A 17538-nucleotide genomic window follows, 5' to 3' on the forward strand; every position below is an offset into this window, starting at 1 on the left:
GTCTTCGCAGGTCGTCAAGGGGGTGGCCCGGAGTGCGGGCTCCGTGAGGTTACCTGGTCGGGCGGGAGCGCGGGGGCCCGGGTGGTCTCCGGTGCCCGCCGTCGCCCCGGCCGGGCCCGGGCGGGGTCAGTTCCAGTCGGCGTAGTCGGAGTACGCGGGGAAGCCCCGGCTGTCGGAGAGCTGGTCGTCGGCGCCCTCCAGGTCCTCGGGCAGCAGGCTCCAGACGATGTAGTCGGTGCGCATGTCGGTCCAGGTGCCGTCCTCGGTGCGGACGTGCACTATGCAGGCGTTGCGCAGGACGCCCTCGCTGATGCAGCCGATCTTCTGGGCGACCTGCTGGGAGGCGGTGTTGTCGGCGGCGGTGCGGATCTCGATGCGCTCGAACTTCTGGTCGCCGAAGAGCCATTGGGCGGTGGCGAGCGCGGCCTCGGAGGCGTAGCCCTCGCCGCGGGCCCATGGGGCGATGATGTACGACAGCTCGCTGGACCTGATCTGCCAGTCGGTCTTGGTGAGTTGGACGATGCCGACCAGGCGCTGGGTGAGGAACTCGGTGACGGCGAGGTCGAGTCCGCGTCCGGCGGTGCGTTCGGCGGGGGCGTACTCGGTGATCCAGTGCCGGGCGCCCTCCTCGGTGAAGGGCTGGGGTACGTCCGTCCAGGCGGCGACCTGTTCGTCGTTCATCATCTCGGCCAGTGCGGGCACGTCGTCCTCGTCGAGGGGGCGCAGCACCAACCGCTCCGTGCTGATGGAGATGTTGGGGAAGGTGCTAGTCATGCGCCGCTCCGTAACGTCGGATCGTTTTGTGAGGGGCCGTCAGAGAGGCCCCCTGAACTGCCCAGCATGAAGCATGTAACCACTGAAACGCACGAGGGGCCCCTCCCCCGCCGTCCCCGTGCGTCACGGGAACCCCCTTGCGGGGCGCGGGAGTGGGGCCGTACGCGCCGTGTGCGGCGGGCCGGAGACCGCCGCCTCGGCGGACGCCGCCGGGTCAGCTGCCGCTGACCGGCAGGACCGAGCCCTGGTACTTGTCCTCGATGAACTTCTTCACCTCGGGCGAGGTCAGCAGCTCGGCGAGCTTCTTGACCCGCGGGTCCTTCTCGCTGCCGCGCTTGACGGCGAGGAGGTTGGCGTAGGGGTTGTTCTTCGCGGACTCCAGGTAGATCGAGTCCTTGGTGGGGCTGAGCCCGGCGTCCTGGGCGAAGTTGTTGTTGATGACGGCGGCGTCCATGTCCCCGAGCGAGCGCGGGAGCTGGGCGGCCTCCATCTCCTTGAACTTCAGGTGCCGGGGGTTCTTGACGACGTCCGCCGGGGACGCCTGGGCACCGGCGTCCTTCTTCAGCTCGATGACTCCGCTCGCGGCGAGGAGCTTGAGCGCGCGGGCCTCGTTGGTCAGGTCGTTGGGCACGCCGACGGTGGCTCCGTCGGGGAGCTTGGTGACGTCCTCGACCTTCTTGGAGTAGACGCCCATGGGCGGCAGGTAGGCGTCGACCACCGGCACCAGGTCGGTGCCCTTGGACTTGTTGAAGTCGTCCAGGAAGGGCTTGTTCTGGTAGAGGTTCGCGTCCAGCGAGCCCTCCTGGAGCGCGGTGTTGGGCAGGACGTAGTCCGTGAACTCCTTGACCTGGAGCTTGAGTCCGGCCTTGGCGGCGAGGTGTCCCTTGATGTAGTCGAGCACCTCACCGGCCGGGACCGGGGTGGCGCCGACGACGAGTGCGCCGTCCTTGTCACCACCGCTGTCCGAGGCCGAGCCCGAGCCGCAGGCGGTGAGGCCGAGGCCGAGCGGGAGGGCGGCGGCCACCGCGAGCCATACGGTCTTGCGCATGTCGATCCCCTTGTCGTGCGAGCGCGTTGTGGATCAGAACGAGGGGATGACGGAACCCTGGTACTTGTCCTCGATGAACTTCTTCACCTCGGGCGAGGTGAGCAGCTTGGCGAGCTTCTTGACGCGGGGGTCCTTCTCGTTGCCCTTCTTCACGGCGAGGAAGTTGCCGTAGGGGTTGTCCTTCGGGGACTCCAGGACGAGGGCGTCCTTGGCGGGCTTGAGACCGGCGGATATCGCGTAGTTGCCGTTGACGACGGCCGCGTCCACGTCGTCCAGGGAGCGCGGGGTCTGGGCGGCCTCGACCTCCTTGAACTTCAGGTTCTTGGGGTTCTTGGTGATGTCGGCCGGGGTCGCCTCGTTGCCCACGCCGTCCTTGAGCGTGATGAGCTTGTTGGCGGCGAGCAGCTTGAGGGCACGGGCCTCGTTGACGGCGTCGTTGGGGACGGCGACGGTCGCACCGCTCTTCAGCGCGTCGGCCTTCTTGACCTTGTGGGAGTAGAGGCCGAGCGGCTCCAGGTGCACCGTGACGACGGGCACGATGTGGGTGCCGCGCTTCTTGTTGAAGTCGTCCAGGTACGGCTGGTTCTGGAAGTAGTTGGCACCGACGGAGCCGTCCTCGGTCGCCGTGTTCGGCGTGATGTAGTCCGTGAACTCCTTGACCTGGAGGTCGAGTCCGGCCTTCTTCGCCAGGTTCTTGTTGACGAAGTTCAGGATCTCGGCGTGCGGGGTCGGGCTCGCGGCGACGATCAGCGGTCCGCTGTAGTCGGCGGAGCCGGCGGAGTCCTTGCCGGAGCCGCCGCAGGCGGTCAGCCCGAAGGCGAGGGCTCCGGCGGCGAGGACGGCGGTGGTGAGCTTGGCGGTGTTACGCACGAAAAGTGCCTTTCCTTGGGTGGTGCGACCCCGTGTACGGGTGAACGGGGAGTCTGGGGGTGCTCCTCGGGGAGGGCGAGCGGACGGCCGGGACCGGCTCAGGCGACCTTGGAGATGTCGGCCGCGGCCGGTTCGGTGGCCTTCAGCAGCCGCAGCTTCGGCGCGGGTCCTGAGCGTCCGCCGCGTCCGTGCAGGGAGCGGGCCGTGAAGTCGCCGATGAACTGGATGAGAGAGATGACGACGGCGAGGATGCCGACGATGATCCACATCAGTTCGGTCTCGAAGCGCTGGTAGCCGTAGCGGACGGCGAGGTCGCCGAGGCCGCCGCCGCCGACGGTGCCGGCCATGGCGGAGTAGCCGATGAGGGCGATGATCGTCGTGGTGGTGCTGGCGATCAGCGAGGGCAGCGCCTCGGGGATGAGGACCTTGCGGACGATCGTCCAGGTGTTGCCGCCCATGGCCTGCACGGCCTCGACGAGTCCGCCGTCCACCTCACGCACGGCCGTCTCGACCAGGCGCGCGAAGAACGGGATGCCGCCGATGGCGAGCGGGACGATCGCGGCGGTGGTGCCGATGGTGGTGCCGGTGACCCAGCGGGTGAAGCTCATCAGCGCGACCATCAGGATGATGAACGGCATCGAGCGGCCGATGTTCACGATCTGGCCGAGCACCTTGTTGGCGACGATGTTCTGGAGCAGGCCGCCCCGGTCGGTCAGGACCAGGAGGATGCCGAGCGGAAGGCCGACGGCGACGGCTATCAGCGTGGACCAGAGCATCATGGTGAACGTCTCGGAACACGCCTGCGTCAGCAGGGGCTGCATCTCGGACCAGGTCACTTGGCACCATCCTTCACCAGCACGGGCTCCTGGCCCTGGACGTCGATCTGCAGGCCCTGTTCGCGCAGGAAGCCGATGGGCACCACGTTGTCCTCGTAGCGGCCGGGCAGCTCGATGCGCATCCGGCCGATCTGGAGGCCGCCGACGGTGTCGATGGCCGCGCCGAGGATCGAGATGTCGATGTTGTAGGTGCGCGAGAGCTGGGAGATGACCGGCTGGGTGGCGGCCTCGCCGTGGAAGGTGATGTCCAGGACGGTGCGGTCCTCGCCGGTGGCCTCGCCGCCCACCGGGAAGAGGGCGGAGGCCAGCTGGGAGCCGGGGGTGGCGAGCAGTTCGCTGACGGTGCCGGATTCCACGACGCGTCCCTTCTCCATGAGTGCGGCGGAGTCGCAGATGGACTTCACGACGTCCATCTCGTGGGTGATGAGCAGGACGGTGAGCCCGAGCTGCTGGTTGAGGTCGCGCAGCAGCTGGAGGATCGAGCGGGTCGTCTCCGGGTCAAGGGCGCTGGTGGCCTCGTCGGACAGCAGGACCTTGGGGTCTCCGGCCAGGGCGCGGGCGATGCCGACGCGCTGCTTCTGGCCGCCGGAGAGCTGGGCCGGGGTGGCCTTGGCCTTGTCGGCGAGGCCGACCAGGTCGAGGAGTTCCAGTGCCTTGCGCGAGCGCTCCTTGCCGGACTTGCCGAGGATCTCCAGCGGCAGTTCGACGTTGTCCTGCACGGTCCGCGAGGAGAGCAGGTTGAAGTGCTGGAAGACCATGCCGATGTGGGAGCGCGCCCGGCGCAGTTCCCGTCCGGCGCGCGGTCCGCGCCCCGCGAGCGCGGTGAGGTCCTGCCCGGCCACGGTCACGGTGCCGGCGGTGGGGCGCTCAAGGAGGTTGACGCAGCGGATCAGGGAGGACTTTCCGGCGCCGGACTGGCCGATGACGCCGTAGACCTCTCCTTCGCGGACGTGCAGGTCCACGCCGTCCAGGGCGGTGACCTCGCGGCCTCGGGAGCGGTAGACCTTGGTCAGGCCCGATGTCGTGATCACAGGATTTCCGTCACTGTCGAGTGCGCGGGCGCGGGTGGGCCCGGCACGGGTGCTTGCGTTCGATGGGGACGCGGCACGGTTCTCGCGGTGGCGATGGGACCGGGGGAAACCCGGGGAGAACGGCGTGTGCGCGAAAGGCGGCACGGGTCCGGTACGCCGGTGTTCCGGACGATCGACCGCGGCTCTCGCTTCGGGGCGCGAGGCTCAGATGGTGCGGGGGCCCTCTAGAAGGCGCACATTCGACACATACAACGAGCACCGGGCGTCATGGTCGCCTCGGTCGCAAGGGTGCGGCTGCTCATCGTGGTCATGCGGGCCAGTAAAGCAGACGGACGCTCCTGACCGGAGAACGCTGTCCATATGCTGGACAGACGCGGACAGCCCTGGTGGACAGGGCGGACGCACGGGTTCCGCCGCTCCCGCCCGCTCGGCCAAGCCGGACAAGGGCGGCGGGCCCTCGGCCGGGGGGTGTGCCGGGTTGCCTCGCGGGGCGGGTTGTGGCCAACGCCACGGCTGCCGTGTCCGCCGGAGAGGGGCAGGGGCGTAGGACGGGGGCGGCGGCGGGCGTCCGTTTCGGCCGTAATAAGGTCTCGGCATGCTCAACGCCCTCTTGCTGGTGACCGGGGTCGCCGCGCTGCTCCTCGCCGCCTGGTGCGGCTGGGCCGCGTACCGGGACCAGCCGACCAAGGACTGGCACCTGATCGGCATGGCCGTGGTGTCGGTCCTCGCGCTGGTGCAGCTGGTGGTCGGGGTCGTACGGCTGGCCCGGGGCGAGCGTCCCGAGCAGGGCACGACGATCTTCGTGGCGTATCTGCTGGGCGCGTTCGCGTGTGTGCCCGCGGCCGGGTTCATGTCGCTGGCCGAGCGGACCCGCTGGGGCTCGGTGACGGCCGCTGCGGGCGGTGTGGTCCTTGCCGTGCTCGAAGTACGGCTCTTCGACATCTGGGGAGGCTGACATGACGGCGCTGGAGGAGAAGCCGGCCCGGCTGATCAGCGGGCCGGGCATGCTGCTCGTCTGGTTCTACGGCGTGATGGTGGTCGGCGCGGTGTCGCGCTCGGTGTACCAGATCGCCACCGAGTTCGACCGGGCCCCGCTCGCCTACACGCTCTCCGCGCTCGCGGGTGTGGTGTACGGCTTCATCACCTACACCCTGGTCCGGGGCGGCGAGACGGCCCGCCGGGCGGCGCTGGTGTGCTGCGCCGCCGAGCTGGCCGGTGTGCTGATCGTGGGCACCTGGACCCTGGTCGAGCCGTCCGCGTTCCCCGACGCCACCGTGTGGTCGGACTACGGCATGGGGTACGTGTTCATCCCCGTGCTGCTGCCGCTGTCCGCGCTGTACTGGCTGCGCAAGGCGCGACTGCGCGCGGACGTCACGCGGTAGCCGCGCAGGGCCCACGCGGCAGCCGGGCAGGGCGTCACGCGGTGGCCGCGTAGGCGCCCGCCTTCTTCTCCAGCACGATCATCTCCACCCCGTCGGCACCCTGGGAGCGCCCGACCGCCTGGTATCCGGCGCGGCGGTACAGCCGCAGCCCGGCGTCGCTGCGGTGGCCGCTGTGCAGCCGGAACACGGTGGCGCCGCGCTGCTCGGTGAGGGCCGCCTCGGCCGCGCCGAGCAGCCGGGCGCCGATGCCGTGACCCTGGAGGCGGGGGTGGACGCAGAGGGTGCCGATGGCGGCGGCGCCGTCCTCGGTGAGCCGTCCGCGCACCGAGCCGACGATCTCGTCACCGAGCCGCGCGACGAAGACGCAGTCGGCGGCGACCTCCTCGCGGACCGAGTCCAGGCTCTGGACGAGCGGGTCGATGCGGTAGTTGCCGTACCGCGCCGCCTCGCTCTGGAAGCAGAGGTACTGGAGCCTGAAGATCTGTTCCGCGTCCTGCTCGGTCGCCGCCGAGATGGTCACGCTCATGCCCATGTGCGCACGCCTCCCGCTCACCTGATCAGCCGTCGTACCTCACACCTATCCCCGCACTCCTCCGGCCGCAACCTCCGGCGCGAGCAATCGACGCAGACATCCCAGACATCGGGAACGTTCCGGGCCGAGACTGCCCTGTGAGATACCCAACTCCCCGGCGATCTCCCGGTAGGTGGGGTCGTGCGGGGAGAGCAGCGCCGCCAGCAGCCGGGGGCAGCGCCCGGGCAGCCGCCCGACCGCCTCGCGCAGCACGCCGTACCGGGCGGCGGTGAGGGCGAGTTGTTCGGGTCCGGGCCGCGCGTCGTCGGCGGGCTCGGCGCCGTAGGGGCGCTCGCGCCGGACGGTACGGCGGCTGCGGCGGGCCTCGGCGCGTACGGCCCGGCGCAGCCAGCGCTGCGGGTCGGGCGGCGGGCCGTCGGCCGCCAGCAGCTCCAGCAGCCGTACCCAGACCGCCTGTTCGAGATCGCCGGGCTCGCTTCCGCCGGCCTGCGCCTCGGCGGATGCCTCGGCCGTGAGCAGCGGGCCCAGGGCCGCCACGAGGTCGTCCGTCATATGCGCAACGACGCGCCGTCCGGGCCGGGGGGTTCCCGGACGGCGCGTCGTCACCCCGACCGGGGAGGCCGGGGCCACGGGGTTGACGCGGGGGCTCAGCCGCCGAGGAAGTCGGCGCGGGCGAGCAGGGCGGTGTCGGCGTTGTCGGTGAAGACGCCGTCGATGCCGGTGGCGAAGTAGGTGCGGAAGGCGCCGAAGGCGTCGCCGTAGCCGTCCGGGGCGCTGCCCTTGCGGTACTCGGCCGGGAGGAACGGGTTCTCGTTGCGCATCGTGTAGGGGTGCAGCACCAGGCCGACCTTGTGGGCGTCCCGGACCAGCGTGGTGGGCTTGTCCAGGGTGCCGTCGGACTTCTTCGGGATGATCAGGTCGAGCGTGGGGCCGATGCCCTGCGCGTAACCGGCGATCTCCCGCAGCCCCTTGGGGGTGACCAGGTCCGCGGTCGTGCGCGGGTCGCCCGTCTCGACGAAGTCGTAGGGACGGCTGTCGGCGGAGGAGAGCAGCACGACCAGCGGGTTGTCGATCAGCCGGTGCATGCGCTGGATGCTGGTCGGCTCGAAGGACTGCACGATCACCGGGGAGTTGCGGCCGTCCTTGCCGTACTTGTGGAGCAGCTTGGCGACCCGCTCCTCCAGGCCGAGGCCGAGCTTGCGGAAGTAGGTGGGGTGCTTCAGCTCGGGGTAGATCCACACCTGGCGGCCCAGCTCACGGGTGCGCCGGTCCTGCCACTGAAGGACCTCTTCGAAGGTGGGGATCGGCCAGCGCCCGTTGTAGAGGGTGTTGTGCGGCCGGTTGGCGGGGATGCGCTCGACGGCGCGCAGCGTGCGCAGCTCGGCCAGCGTGAAGTCCTCGGTGAACCAGCCGGTGGTGGACACCCCGTCCAGCAGCTTGGTGGCCTTGCGGTCCGCGAACTCGGGGTGCGAGGCCACGTCGGTGGTGCCGCCGATCTCCGGCTCGTGCCGGCAGACGAGATGCCCGTCCTTGGTGGGCACCAGGTCACCTGCCTCCACGATGTCGGCGCCGAGTTCGAGCGCCAGGTCGTACGAGCCGAAGGTGTGCTCGGGACGGTAGCCGCTGGTGCCCCGGTGGCCGATGATCGTCGGCTTGGGCAGGCTCTTCAGCCCGCGCCCGCCCTGCGCCGCCGTACGGGTGCCGGCCGCGTGAGCGGCGCCGGGCAGCCCGAGGACCGCGCCGCCCGCGCCGAGCACCGCGGCGCCGAGGACCGCCCGCCGTCCGGTGCCCTGGGGGGACCGGTTCGTCTGCTCGCTCTCCATGCGCGCCTCCTGCCGTGGGATCGTCGAATGCGCGCTGATCGTAGGGGCGGCGGGGTGACCGGCGGGAGACCCCGGTACGAACACGCGGGTGACACGGAGTGTCCGGTGGGGGTGGTGAGGTGACGGTTCGTCGGGTCCGTCCGAGGGGCCGCCGAAGGGCCGTCCGGGTGCGACACCTGTCACATCCCGGGCACCCTCCGTGAGGAAGACCCGCAGGTAAACCAGCGTCAACATCGCGTAAGACCTCGGTGAACCGCGCGGGCCCGACGTGCGTTTCCCCGGTTGCCGCGAGTAATGTCCTCACCTGCACAGACTCATAACGATCCCGACGGCCTCGGAGGACCTGTTGTCCCGCTTCGCCCTCATCAAGGCAGTGCTCGGACCGATCATGCGCCTGATGTTCCGTCCTCAGGTGGAGGGCCTGGAGAACATTCCCGGCGACGGGCCGGTGATCCTGGCGGGTAACCATCTCACTTTCATCGACTCCATCGTGCTGCCGGTCGTCTCCAAGCGGCAGGTCTGCTTCATCGGCAAGGACGAGTACGTCACCGGCAAGGGCGTCAAGGGCCGCGCGATGGCCTGGTTCTTCACCGGCGTCGGCATGATCCCGGTCGACCGGGACGGGGCGAACGGGGGCGTGGCCGCGCTGATGACCGGGCGGCGGATCCTGGAGGAGGGGAAGATCTTCGGGATCTACCCCGAGGGCACGAGGTCGCCTGACGGCCGTCTTTACCGGGGGCGTACCGGTATCGCTCGGCTCACGCTCATGACCGGGGCGCCTGTTGTTCCCTTCGCCATGATCGGTACCGACAAGCTGCAGCCGGGTGGGAGTGGGATGCCGCGGCCTGGGCGGGTGACGGTTCGTTTTGGCGAGCCGATGGAGTTCTCTCGGTATGAGGGGATGGATCGGGATCGGTATGTGCTGCGGGCGGTCACGGATTCTGTGATGGCTGAGGTCATGCGGTTGTCTGGGCAGGAGTACGTGGATATGTACGCGACCAAGGCCAAGGCTGCGTAATCACCGTTTTCGGGTGCGGGTGCGTTGTGGCTTGTCGCGCAGTTCCCCGCGCCCCTTAAAAACACTTGTCCAGCCGTTGCCTGTCCAGCAGGAACCAGGCTGCAATTGCCGTCAACAACAGCACCGCTGCCCCCGCTCCGCACGCCAAGTGCAGGCCGTGTACGAACGCTTCTCTGGATGCTTCCAGGAGGTCGTGCGCGGTGGTCGGGGGCAGTTTTGTTGCCGTTTCCACTGCCGCGCCCAGTGATTCGTGGGCCGCTGCCGGGGTGCCCGGCGGAGCCGTGAAGTCGCGGTATGCCGCTGTCACGATCGAGCCCAGGAGGGCGATGCCCAGGGCCGCGCCGAGTTCGTAGGCCGTTTCGGAGACGGCGGAGGCCGCTCCCGCCTGGTTCTTGGGGACGCTGGAGAGGATCACGTCGGCGGTGACGGTGAAGGAGAAGCCCGCGCCGATGCCGACGATCAGGAGGGCGGCGCCGAGCAGGGGGTAGCCGGTGGACTCGCTGATCGTGGTGAGGGCGGCGAGGGCGAGGCCGATGGCGGCCAGGCCCGCGGAGACCACCGCGCGGACCGAGAAGCGGCGGGCGGCGCGGCCCGCGAGGAGGCCCGCTCCGACGGCGCCGACGGCGGCGGGCAGTTCGGCCAGGCCCGCTTCGAACGGGTGTCTGCCCTGGACCAGTTGGAGGAACTGGGACAGGAAGAACACCAGCCCCGACATGCCGAGCACGGTGAGCAGGTCGGCCAGGACCGCCCCGCCGAAGCCCCGGCGCCGGAAGAGGCGTACGTCGAGAAGCGGGGTGGGCAGCGCGAGCTGGCGGCGTACGAAGCCGTAGAGCGCGGCGGCGCCGAGCAGGCCCGCGGCGAGGGCGGGGGCGGTGGGTCCGTGGGTGGCGGTCTCCTTGACCGCGTAGACCACACCGAGCATGCCGGTCAGGGACAGGGCGACGCTCATCAGGTCCCAGGGGCCGGGCTTCGGGTCGCGGGACTCGGGCAGGACGCGGGCGCCGACGAGGACCAGCAGGGCCGTCACCGGCAGGTTGATCAGGAAGACCGAGCCCCACCAGAAGTGCTCGAGCAGGAAGCCGCCCACGATGGGTCCGACGGCCGTACCGGCGGAGGCGGTGGCGCCCCAGACGCCGACGGCGAGGCTGCGTTCGCGCGGGTCGTGGAAGAGGGTGCGGATCAGGCCCAGGGTCGCGGGCATCAGGGTCGCGCCCGCCATGCCGAGCAGGGCGCGGGCCAGGATCATCAGGCCGGGGGTCGTGGCGTAGGCGTTCAGGACGGAGAGCACGCCGAACGCCGCCGCGCCCCACAGCAGGACGCGCTTGCGGCCGACGCGGTCGCCGAGGCTGCCCATGGAGACGAGCAGCCCGGCGATGACGAAGGAGTACACGTCCCCGATCCACAGCAGCTCGGTGCCGGAGGGGTGCAGGTCCTCGCTGATGAAGGGGGTGGCGAGGCCGAGGACGGTTGCGTCCACGGCCACGAGCAGCACGGCCAGGGTCAGGACGGCGAGCGCGAGCCAGCGGCCCGGGCGCGGTGGCGTACCGGTGACGACGGCCGGCCGCAGGGTGCCGGTCATGGTTCCTCGTTCCTGAGAGCGCCGCCGAGCAGCAGCTCGGCGACCATGGTGGGGAAGTCGCGGGCGGCCACGCGGCCGTCCAGGGTGGCCCAGGCGCACGCGGTGATCAGGCCGTACAGCGCCTCGGTGAGCCAGGCGGGGGTGAGGTCGATGCGCAGCTCACCCTCGCGCTGGCCGCGCCGGAACAGCGCGCCGATCCGGGCGTCCAGGCGCTCCCAGCCCTCGTTCAGCCCCTGGCCCTCCCAGAGCTGGCTCTCGCCGTAGAGGAAGGCGACCAGTCCGGCGGCGGGCTGGAGTTCGCGCACGAGACGGCGTACGGCCTCGCTCGCGGGGCCCTCGTCCAGGCGGGCGCGGTCGAGCGCGGCCTCGCACTCCGCGATGCCGAGGGCTTCCAGCGCACGGACGAGCGCGTCGCGTCCGGCGAAGTGGCGGTGCAAGGTGGCGCGACTGATCCCGGCGGCACGGGCGACCTCGTCCATGGTCGCGGTGGATCTGCGGGTCAGCAGCGCGGCGGCACTGCGCAGCACGTGGTCTCGGTCCAGGGCCATGAGACGAGGGTACCTCTAGTGAGACGTTGATGTCTCACCAAGGGCATGTGTGACTCACTCGGGCCTGGTCGTGCTGGTGGCGCCCTCAGTGCCAGGGCAGCTGTCCGCGCTGCTCCCAGTAGGCGCGCGGGTCCTCCGCCAGGGTCGCGAGGCGGGCGAGCTGGTCCTCGTCCAGGTCGACGGCCGCCGCGCGCAGGTTGGAGGTGAGCTGGGTGGTGGTCGCGGCGCCGGAGAGCACCACGTCGGCCCAGGGGCGGCACAGGACCAGGGCGAGGGCGACGGCGTCGGCACCGAGGCCGCTCTCCTCGGCCACCTCCCGCAGGGGCGCGGGTGCGGCGGACCCGGCGAGCCTGCCGTTGGCCATGCCCTCCTTGACGATCACGGTCAGCCCGGCGTCGTGCGCCTCCGCGAGGGCGTCGCCCGCCGAGGTCTCCAGGGCGTTGTACGTCGACTGCACGGTACGGAAGAGGCGTTCGCCGTCCACCGTGATCTTCAGCGCGGCCCGGATGGTGTCCGCCTGTGCGGGGCCGCTGGTGGAGAAGCCGAGGGTGAGGCCGTCGGCGGCGGCTTCCGCGAGGCGTTCGTGCAGGGCGCGGTCGGTGAGGGCCGGGCTGTCGGGGGTGAGGGAGTGGATCTGGTAGAGGTCCAGCCGGTCGCCGAGCAGGGCGGCGGTCTCGGCGCGCTGGCGGTCGTAGGTGGCCGGGGAGTGGTCCTTGACCTCGTGCCGCTCGGCGTCGGTGGACCAGTCGGCGGTGTAGGTGTAGCCCCACTTGCTGCCGACGACCACGTCGTCCACGTCCGCGCGTGCGCCGAGCCAGTCCGCGAGGAATTCCTCCGCTCGGCCGTAGGAGCGGGCGGCGTCGAAGTAGCGGACGCCCTGGGCGTAGGCGGCGTCGAGGAGGTCGTGGGTGCGGGCTCGCAGTGCTTCTACGCTGCGGTTCTCTCCGAGGTCTTCGGACCGGCCCAGGTTGATGTAGCCGGGGCGGCCCACTGCGGCTAGGCCCAGGCCGATGTGGCGGGTCGGGGTTGTCGCGGCTGCGAGGGCGGCGAAGGGCATCTCGGGCTCCGTTTCCGTCGACTGCGACACCAACGTAGCCGGTGCGCCCAAGAGCTCGAGTGGTTCGGCTCTTGGGCGTCTGCGGGCTCGTCGTGGCTTGTCGCGCGGTTCCCCGCGCCCCTCACCAACTGACTACGGCGTCGCCCAATCGTGCTGTGACTTCACATCCGTCTTCAGTTCCGCCAGTTGGATCGCCACCGCGCTCGGGGCCGTTCCCCCTCGCCCCTTGCGGGACGCCAGGGCGCCCGGGACGTTCAGGACCGTGCGGACCTCGGGGGTGAGGTGGGGGGAGATCTTGGCGAACTGTTCGTCCGTGAGGTCGTCCAGTTCCTTGCCCTCGGCCTCGGCGGTCTTCACGCACTCCCCCGCGACCTCGTGGGCGACGCGGAACGGGACGCCCTGCTTGACCAGCCATTCCGCGATGTCGGTGGCGAGGGAGAACCCGGCCGGGGCCAGCTCCTCCAGGCGCTCGCGGTGCACGGTGAGGGTGGCGATCATGCCGGTGAAGGCGGGGAGCAGGACCTCGAGCTGGTCGCAGGAGTCGAAGACGGGCTCCTTGTCCTCCTGGAGGTCGCGGTTGTAGGCGAGCGGGAGGGCCTTGAGCGTGGCCAGCAGGCCGGTCAGGTTGCCGATGAGGCGGCCGGACTTGCCGCGCGCCAGCTCCGCGATGTCCGGGTTCTTCTTCTGCGGCATGATCGAGGAACCGGTGGAGAACGCGTCGTGCAGGGTGACGAAGGAGAACTCCTTCGTGTTCCAGATGATGATCTCCTCGGCGATCCGGGAGAGGTTCACCCCGATCATCGCGGTGATGAAGGCGAACTCCGCGACGAAGTCCCGCGAGGCCGTGCCGTCGATCGAGTTGCCCACGCTGCCGTGCTCGAAGCCGAGGTCGCGGGCGACCGCCTCCGGGTCCAGGCCCAGGGAGGACCCGGCCAGCGCGCCGGAGCCGTACGGCGAGACGGCCGTGCGCGCGTCCCACTGGCGCAGCCGCTCGGCGTCCCGGGACAGGGACTGGACGTGGGCCAGCACATGGTGGGCGAAGAGCACCGGCTGGGCGTGCTGGAGGTGGGTGCGGCCGGGCATGGCCACGTCCGGGTGGGCCTCGGCCAGGCCGATCAGGGCGTCCTGGAGGTCCGCGATCAGACCGCCGATGATCCGGGCGTGGTCGCGCAGATACATCCGGAAGAGGGTGGCGACCTGGTCGTTGCGGGAGCGGCCCGCGCGCAGCTTGCCGCCGAGGTCGGGGCCGAGACGTTCGAGGAGACCGCGCTCCAGGGCGGTGTGCACGTCCTCGTCGGCGATGGTGCCCACGAAGGAGCCGTCGGCGACGTCCGCCTCCAGCTGGTCGAGCCCCGCGAGCATCCGGGTCAGCTCGTCCTCGGTGAGCAGGCCCGCGGTGTGCAGCACGCGCGCGTGGGCGCGGGAGCCCGCGATGTCGTAGGGGGCGAGCCGCCAGTCGAAGTGGACGGACGCGGACAGCTTCGCCAGGGCCTCGGCGGGACCGTCGGCGAAACGGCCGCCCCAGAGCCGTACGTCACCGCTGTTGCTGCTCACTGCGTTGCTCCTCGGGTGTGGCTGGGTGTACGACCGCCTCCCCACCCTGGCAGGCGAGGAGGCGGTCGTTCTACTGCTGTCCTTTTAACGACGCTTCTTGCGCGAGGTCGCTTACGCCAGGTCCCGCTTGGCCGCGATCTTCGACGACAGGCTGTAGATGTCGATGAAGCCCTTGGCCGCGGCCTGGTCGAAGGAGTCGCCGGTGTCGTAGGTGGCGAGGTTGAAGTCGTACAGCGACGACTGGGACCGGCGGCCGGTGACGACGGCGCGACCGCCGTGCAGGGTCATGCGGATGTCGCCGGAGACGTGCTCGTTGGCCTCGGCGATGAAGCCGTCCAGGGCGCGCTTGAGCGGGGAGAACCACTGGCCGTCGTAGACCAGTTCGCCCCAGCGCTGCTCCACCTGCCGCTTGTAGCGGGCGAGTTCGCGCTCGACGGTGACGTTCTCCAGCTCCTGGTGGGCGGTGATCAGGGCGATGGCGCCCGGAGCCTCGTACACCTCGCGGGACTTGATGCCGACGAGGCGGTCTTCGACCATGTCGATCCGGCCGATGCCCTGGGCGCCCGCGCGCTCGTTGAGCTGCTGGATGGCCTGGAGGACGGTGACCGGGCGGCCGTCGACGGCGACCGGGACGCCGCGCTCGAAGGTGATGACGACCTCGTCGGCCTCGCGGGGCTCGGCCGGGTTGGAGGTGTACTCGTAGATGTCCTCGATCGGGGCGTTCCAGATGTCCTCCAGGAAGCCCGTCTCGACCGCGCGTCCGAAGACGTTCTGGTCGATGGAGTACGGGGACTTCTTGGTGGTCGCGATCGGGAGGTTCTTCGCCTCGCAGAAGGCGATCGCCTTGTCGCGGGTCATCGCGTAGTCACGGACCGGGGCGATGCACTTCAGGTCGGGGGCGAGGGCGACGATGCCGGCCTCGAAGCGGACCTGGTCGTTGCCCTTGCCGGTGCAGCCGTGGGCGACCGTGGTGGCGCCGTGCTTCTGGGCGGCGGCCACGAGGTGCTTGACGATGGTCGGCCGCGACAGGGCCGAGACCAGCGGGTACCGGTCCATGTAGAGGGCGTTCGCCTTGATCGCCGGGAGGCAGTACTCCTCGGCGAACTCGTCCTTGGCGTCGGCCACTTCGGCCTCCACCGCACCGCACGCGAGGGCGCGCTTGCGGATGACGTCCAGGTCCTCGCCGCCCTGGCCGACGTCCACCGCTACGGCGATGACCTCGGCGCCCGTCTCCTCGGCGATCCAGCCGATGGCGACGGAGGTGTCCAGTCCGCCTGAGTAGGCGAGTACGACGCGCTCGGTCACGGGTTTCTCCTCACGTGCATTCGCTGTTATGCATGAGTATGCAGAACTCCGCATGATTCGTCAATCGCGGCGCGCGGGTAGGCACCGGGCATGGGAAAGACATATGAGCGCATCGACGGCAGGCTGCGGAGATTCATCGAGGACCAGCCCCTCTTCTTCACGGCGACCGCGCCGCTGTCCGGCGACGGCACGGTCAACCTCTCCCCCAAGGGCCTGAGGGGCTCCTTCGCCGTCCTGGACGACCTCACGGTGGCCTATCTCGACTTCGCGGGCTCCCACGCGGAGACCATCGCCCACCTGCGCGAGAACGGCCGGATCACCCTGATGTGGTGCGCCTTCCAGGGCCCGCCGAACATCGTCCGCGTCCACGGCCGGGGCGACGCCGTCCTCCGCGACGACCCCCGCTTCCCCGGGCTCCTCACCTCGTTCCCGGACATCGACCCCACCCAGCACGGCCTGCGGGCCGTCATCGTCGTCCACGCGGACCTGGTCCGCGACTCCTGCGGCTACGCCGTCCCGTACCTGGCCTACGAGGCGGACCGCGAGCTGCACGCCAAGCGCTTCGCCCGCGAGGACGACGCCTCGCTGAGCGCGTACTTCGCCAGGAAGGACCACATCGCCACGAGCATCGACGGCCTGCCGGGACTGCCCCTGCCGCTGCCTCCGTCCACGGCCTGAAGACATCACCGCGCACCACTGAACACTCCGGGCGCATCGCGCGTATGTGTGGGCCAAGGGTCAAGTCCCCACGGAGGAACCGTGACCACCACGCTTGCGGGCGGACGTGCCGCCCGCCGCCAGACGATGCGCCGCATCCGCCCGCGCCGCTCACCGGCTGTCCCGCTGCTGCTCGCGGTGTGGGCCGGGGCGGTGGCCGTGTTGTGGCTCTGGTGGCACAACACGCCGTCCATCGCGGACAACGCCGGCCGGATCCTGAACGCGGGCCGGATCACCGGGCTGCTCGCCGGGTACCTGATGGCGCTGGTCGTGCTCCAGATGGCGCGCGTACCCGCCCTGGAGCGCCGGGTCGGCTCGGACCGGGTGGCCCGCTGGCACGCGATGAGCGGGCGCTACACGCTCAGCCTGGTCCTCGCGCACGTCTTCCTCATCATGTGGGGGTACGCGCTCCAGGCGGGCAAGTCCCTCGGGGACATCGTCCAGCAGACGATCGACTCGGTGAACCAGCTGCCCGACATGGGCAAGGCGGCCATCGGCACCGGCCTGTTCGTGGTGATCGGCCTGTCGTCCATCGGAGTGGTGCGGCGCAGGCTGCCGTACGACACCTGGTACCACGTGCATCTGCTGACGTACGCGGCCGTGTTCCTGACGTTCTGGCACCAGATCACCACCGGCAACGACTTCGCCGTGGAACCGATGGCGAAGACCTTCTGGTACGTCCTCTACGGCGCGGTGACCGCGCTGGTGCTCTGGTACCGCGTCCTGGTGCCGATCCGGCTGAACCTGCGGCACCGGATGCGGGTGGAGGCGGTGATCGAGGAGTCGCCGGGCATCGTGTCGGTGCTGATCTCGGGCCGCAAGCTGCACCGGATGGGCGCGCAGGCGGGCCAGTTCTTCCGCTGGCGGTTCCTGGCCCCTGGAATGCGGTTCAGCTCGCACCCGTACTCCCTGTCGGCGGCGCCCCGCCCGGGGATGCTGCGGATCACCGTGAAGGCGATCGGCGACCACAGCGCGCGGCTGCGCGAGCTGACGCCGGGCACGCGGGTGTGGGCGGAGGGGCCGTACGGCGCGCTCACCGCGCAGCGGCGCAGCCGGGGCAAGGTGCTGCTGGTCGCGGGCGGGGTGGGCATCACGCCGATGCGCGCGCTGTTCGAGACGCTGCCAGGCGCGGCCGGTGACATCACGCTGCTCTACCGGGCCAACACCACGCAGGACCTGGCCCTGTGGGACGAGCTGGCGGCCATCGCGGAGGAGCGGGGCGCCCGGCTGATGTACGCGGTGAACAGCCCGGAGGGGCGGCGCCCGGACATCTCGGCGGAGAACCTTCAGCGCAAGATCCCCGACATCGATCACCACGACGTCTTCATGTGCGGTCCGCCCGGTTTCGCGCAGTCGGTGTACGAGGCGCTGCGCGGCGCCGGGGTGCCCGCCCGCCGTATCCACCACGAGTCGTTCGAGATGTGAGCGGCGCTCACCGAAGACCGTTCGCACAAGACCTGGAGC

18 protein-coding genes are annotated in these 17538 nt (G+C 70.4%); 5 read left to right on the forward strand and 13 right to left on the reverse strand.

Annotation, left to right across the window (positions count from 1 at the left end; all coding sequences use genetic code 11):
- Positions 1–126: 126 nt before the first annotated feature.
- The 5 genes from B079_RS0127520 to B079_RS0127540 all read right to left on the reverse strand — a co-directional run bounded on the left by B079_RS0127520 (position 127) and on the right by B079_RS0127540 (position 4559).
- Entirely contained in the window at positions 127–774 is a 648-nt protein-coding gene (locus B079_RS0127520) for a GNAT family N-acetyltransferase (protein ID WP_018549068.1), read from the reverse strand.
- A 214-nt stretch (positions 775–988) separates the two neighbouring features.
- On the reverse strand, positions 989–1822 hold the full coding sequence (locus B079_RS0127525; protein WP_018549069.1) for a MetQ/NlpA family ABC transporter substrate-binding protein: 834 nt from the start codon (positions 1820–1822) through the stop codon (positions 989–991).
- Positions 1823–1855: 33 nt separating this feature from the next.
- Complete coding sequence (locus B079_RS0127530; RefSeq protein WP_018549070.1) at positions 1856–2692, reverse strand: MetQ/NlpA family ABC transporter substrate-binding protein; 837 nt, start codon at positions 2690–2692, stop codon at positions 1856–1858.
- Between the two features lie 98 nt (positions 2693–2790).
- Positions 2791–3528 carry a methionine ABC transporter permease gene (locus B079_RS0127535; protein WP_018549071.1) on the reverse strand — a complete coding sequence of 246 codons (738 nt, stop codon included), beginning with the start codon at positions 3526–3528 and terminating at the stop codon, positions 2791–2793.
- Complete coding sequence (locus B079_RS0127540; RefSeq protein ID WP_018549072.1) at positions 3525–4559, reverse strand: methionine ABC transporter ATP-binding protein; 1035 nt, start codon at positions 4557–4559, stop codon at positions 3525–3527. The genes B079_RS0127535 and B079_RS0127540 overlap by 4 nt, the downstream gene beginning before the upstream one ends.
- Positions 4560–5154: 595 nt before the next feature.
- Here B079_RS0127540 and B079_RS0127545 point away from each other — a divergent pair.
- Positions 5155–5514: a hypothetical protein gene (locus B079_RS0127545; protein WP_018549073.1), complete on the forward strand. Its 360-nt coding sequence runs from the start codon at positions 5155–5157 to the stop codon at positions 5512–5514.
- A 1-nt stretch (position 5515) separates the two neighbouring features.
- The gene (locus B079_RS0127550) at positions 5516–5941 is read left to right on the forward strand and encodes a hypothetical protein (protein ID WP_018549074.1); all 426 of its coding nucleotides are present in this window, start codon (positions 5516–5518) and stop codon (positions 5939–5941) included.
- A gap of 34 nt (positions 5942–5975) precedes the next feature.
- On the opposite strand, the gene B079_RS0127555 is transcribed toward B079_RS0127550, so the two are convergent.
- From B079_RS0127555 to B079_RS0127565, 3 genes are all read right to left on the reverse strand, one after another.
- Positions 5976–6473, reverse strand: a complete 498-nt coding sequence (locus tag B079_RS0127555; protein ID WP_018549075.1) for a GNAT family N-acetyltransferase — start codon at positions 6471–6473, stop codon at positions 5976–5978.
- 45 nt (positions 6474–6518) lie between these two features.
- Entirely contained in the window at positions 6519–7025 is a 507-nt protein-coding gene (locus tag B079_RS0127560; RefSeq protein WP_018549076.1) for a sigma-70 family RNA polymerase sigma factor, read from the reverse strand.
- Positions 7026–7120: 95 nt separating this feature from the next.
- Positions 7121–8296 (reverse strand): glycerophosphodiester phosphodiesterase, encoded by a 1176-nt coding sequence (locus B079_RS0127565; protein ID WP_018549077.1) that lies wholly within the window; start codon positions 8294–8296, stop codon positions 7121–7123.
- A gap of 388 nt (positions 8297–8684) precedes the next feature.
- Here B079_RS0127565 and B079_RS0127570 point away from each other — a divergent pair, with 388 nt between their 5' ends.
- The gene (locus B079_RS0127570) at positions 8685–9314 is read left to right on the forward strand and encodes a lysophospholipid acyltransferase family protein (RefSeq protein WP_037802207.1); all 630 of its coding nucleotides are present in this window, start codon (positions 8685–8687) and stop codon (positions 9312–9314) included.
- 55 nt (positions 9315–9369) lie between these two features.
- Here B079_RS0127570 and B079_RS0127575 read toward each other — a convergent pair whose 3' ends face one another.
- The 5 genes from B079_RS0127575 to B079_RS0127595 all read right to left on the reverse strand — a co-directional run bounded on the left by B079_RS0127575 (position 9370) and on the right by B079_RS0127595 (position 15357).
- Positions 9370–10893, reverse strand: coding sequence for an MFS transporter (locus B079_RS0127575; RefSeq protein ID WP_018549079.1), 1524 nt, complete (start codon positions 10891–10893; stop codon positions 9370–9372).
- A complete protein-coding gene (locus B079_RS0127580; RefSeq protein WP_018549080.1) occupies positions 10890–11441 on the reverse strand; it encodes a TetR/AcrR family transcriptional regulator in 552 nt (183 codons plus the stop codon). The genes B079_RS0127575 and B079_RS0127580 overlap by 4 nt, the downstream gene beginning before the upstream one ends.
- Before the next feature lie 85 nt (positions 11442–11526).
- A complete protein-coding gene (locus B079_RS0127585; protein ID WP_018549081.1) occupies positions 11527–12498 on the reverse strand; it encodes an aldo/keto reductase in 972 nt (323 codons plus the stop codon).
- A 132-nt stretch (positions 12499–12630) separates the two neighbouring features.
- Positions 12631–14052, reverse strand: coding sequence for an argininosuccinate lyase (gene argH / locus B079_RS0127590; protein WP_018549082.1), 1422 nt, complete (start codon positions 14050–14052; stop codon positions 12631–12633).
- A 111-nt stretch (positions 14053–14163) separates the two neighbouring features.
- Entirely contained in the window at positions 14164–15357 is a 1194-nt protein-coding gene (locus tag B079_RS0127595) for an argininosuccinate synthase (RefSeq protein ID WP_018549083.1), read from the reverse strand.
- A gap of 90 nt (positions 15358–15447) precedes the next feature.
- On the opposite strand from B079_RS0127595, the gene B079_RS0127600 reads away from it, so the two are divergent.
- Both B079_RS0127600 and B079_RS0127605 read left to right on the forward strand, forming a co-directional pair.
- Positions 15448–16035 (forward strand): pyridoxamine 5'-phosphate oxidase family protein, encoded by a 588-nt coding sequence (locus B079_RS0127600; RefSeq protein ID WP_018549084.1) that lies wholly within the window; start codon positions 15448–15450, stop codon positions 16033–16035.
- A gap of 81 nt (positions 16036–16116) precedes the next feature.
- Positions 16117–17499: a ferric reductase-like transmembrane domain-containing protein gene (locus B079_RS0127605; protein ID WP_018549085.1), complete on the forward strand. Its 1383-nt coding sequence runs from the start codon at positions 16117–16119 to the stop codon at positions 17497–17499.
- Positions 17500–17538: the final 39 nt, after the last annotated feature.

Origin of the sequence: Streptomyces sp. LaPpAH-108 (assembly GCF_000373625.1) — a bacterium.
Classification (GTDB): domain Bacteria; phylum Actinomycetota; class Actinomycetes; order Streptomycetales; family Streptomycetaceae; genus Streptomyces.

What these genes read in the sequence shown, in the direction of transcription:
- B079_RS0127520 (WP_018549068.1), bottom strand. Translation starts at nt 774, where the DNA reads ATGACTAGCACCTTCCCCAACATCTCCATCAGCACGGAGCGGTTGGTG.
- B079_RS0127525 (WP_018549069.1), bottom strand. Translation starts at nt 1,822, where the DNA reads ATGCGCAAGACCGTATGGCTCGCGGTGGCCGCCGCCCTCCCGCTCGGC.
- B079_RS0127545 (WP_018549073.1), top strand. Translation starts at nt 5,155, where the DNA reads ATGCTCAACGCCCTCTTGCTGGTGACCGGGGTCGCCGCGCTGCTCCTC.
- B079_RS0127550 (WP_018549074.1), top strand. Translation starts at nt 5,516, where the DNA reads ATGACGGCGCTGGAGGAGAAGCCGGCCCGGCTGATCAGCGGGCCGGGC.
- B079_RS0127555 (WP_018549075.1), bottom strand. Translation starts at nt 6,473, where the DNA reads ATGGGCATGAGCGTGACCATCTCGGCGGCGACCGAGCAGGACGCGGAA.
- B079_RS0127560 (WP_018549076.1), bottom strand. Translation starts at nt 7,025, where the DNA reads ATGACGGACGACCTCGTGGCGGCCCTGGGCCCGCTGCTCACGGCCGAG.
- B079_RS0127565 (WP_018549077.1), bottom strand. Translation starts at nt 8,296, where the DNA reads ATGGAGAGCGAGCAGACGAACCGGTCCCCCCAGGGCACCGGACGGCGG.
- B079_RS0127570 (WP_037802207.1), top strand. Translation starts at nt 8,685, where the DNA reads ATGCGCCTGATGTTCCGTCCTCAGGTGGAGGGCCTGGAGAACATTCCC.
- B079_RS0127575 (WP_018549079.1), bottom strand. Translation starts at nt 10,893, where the DNA reads ATGACCGGCACCCTGCGGCCGGCCGTCGTCACCGGTACGCCACCGCGC.
- B079_RS0127580 (WP_018549080.1), bottom strand. Translation starts at nt 11,441, where the DNA reads ATGGCCCTGGACCGAGACCACGTGCTGCGCAGTGCCGCCGCGCTGCTG.
- B079_RS0127585 (WP_018549081.1), bottom strand. Translation starts at nt 12,498, where the DNA reads ATGCCCTTCGCCGCCCTCGCAGCCGCGACAACCCCGACCCGCCACATC.
- B079_RS0127600 (WP_018549084.1), top strand. Translation starts at nt 15,448, where the DNA reads ATGGGAAAGACATATGAGCGCATCGACGGCAGGCTGCGGAGATTCATC.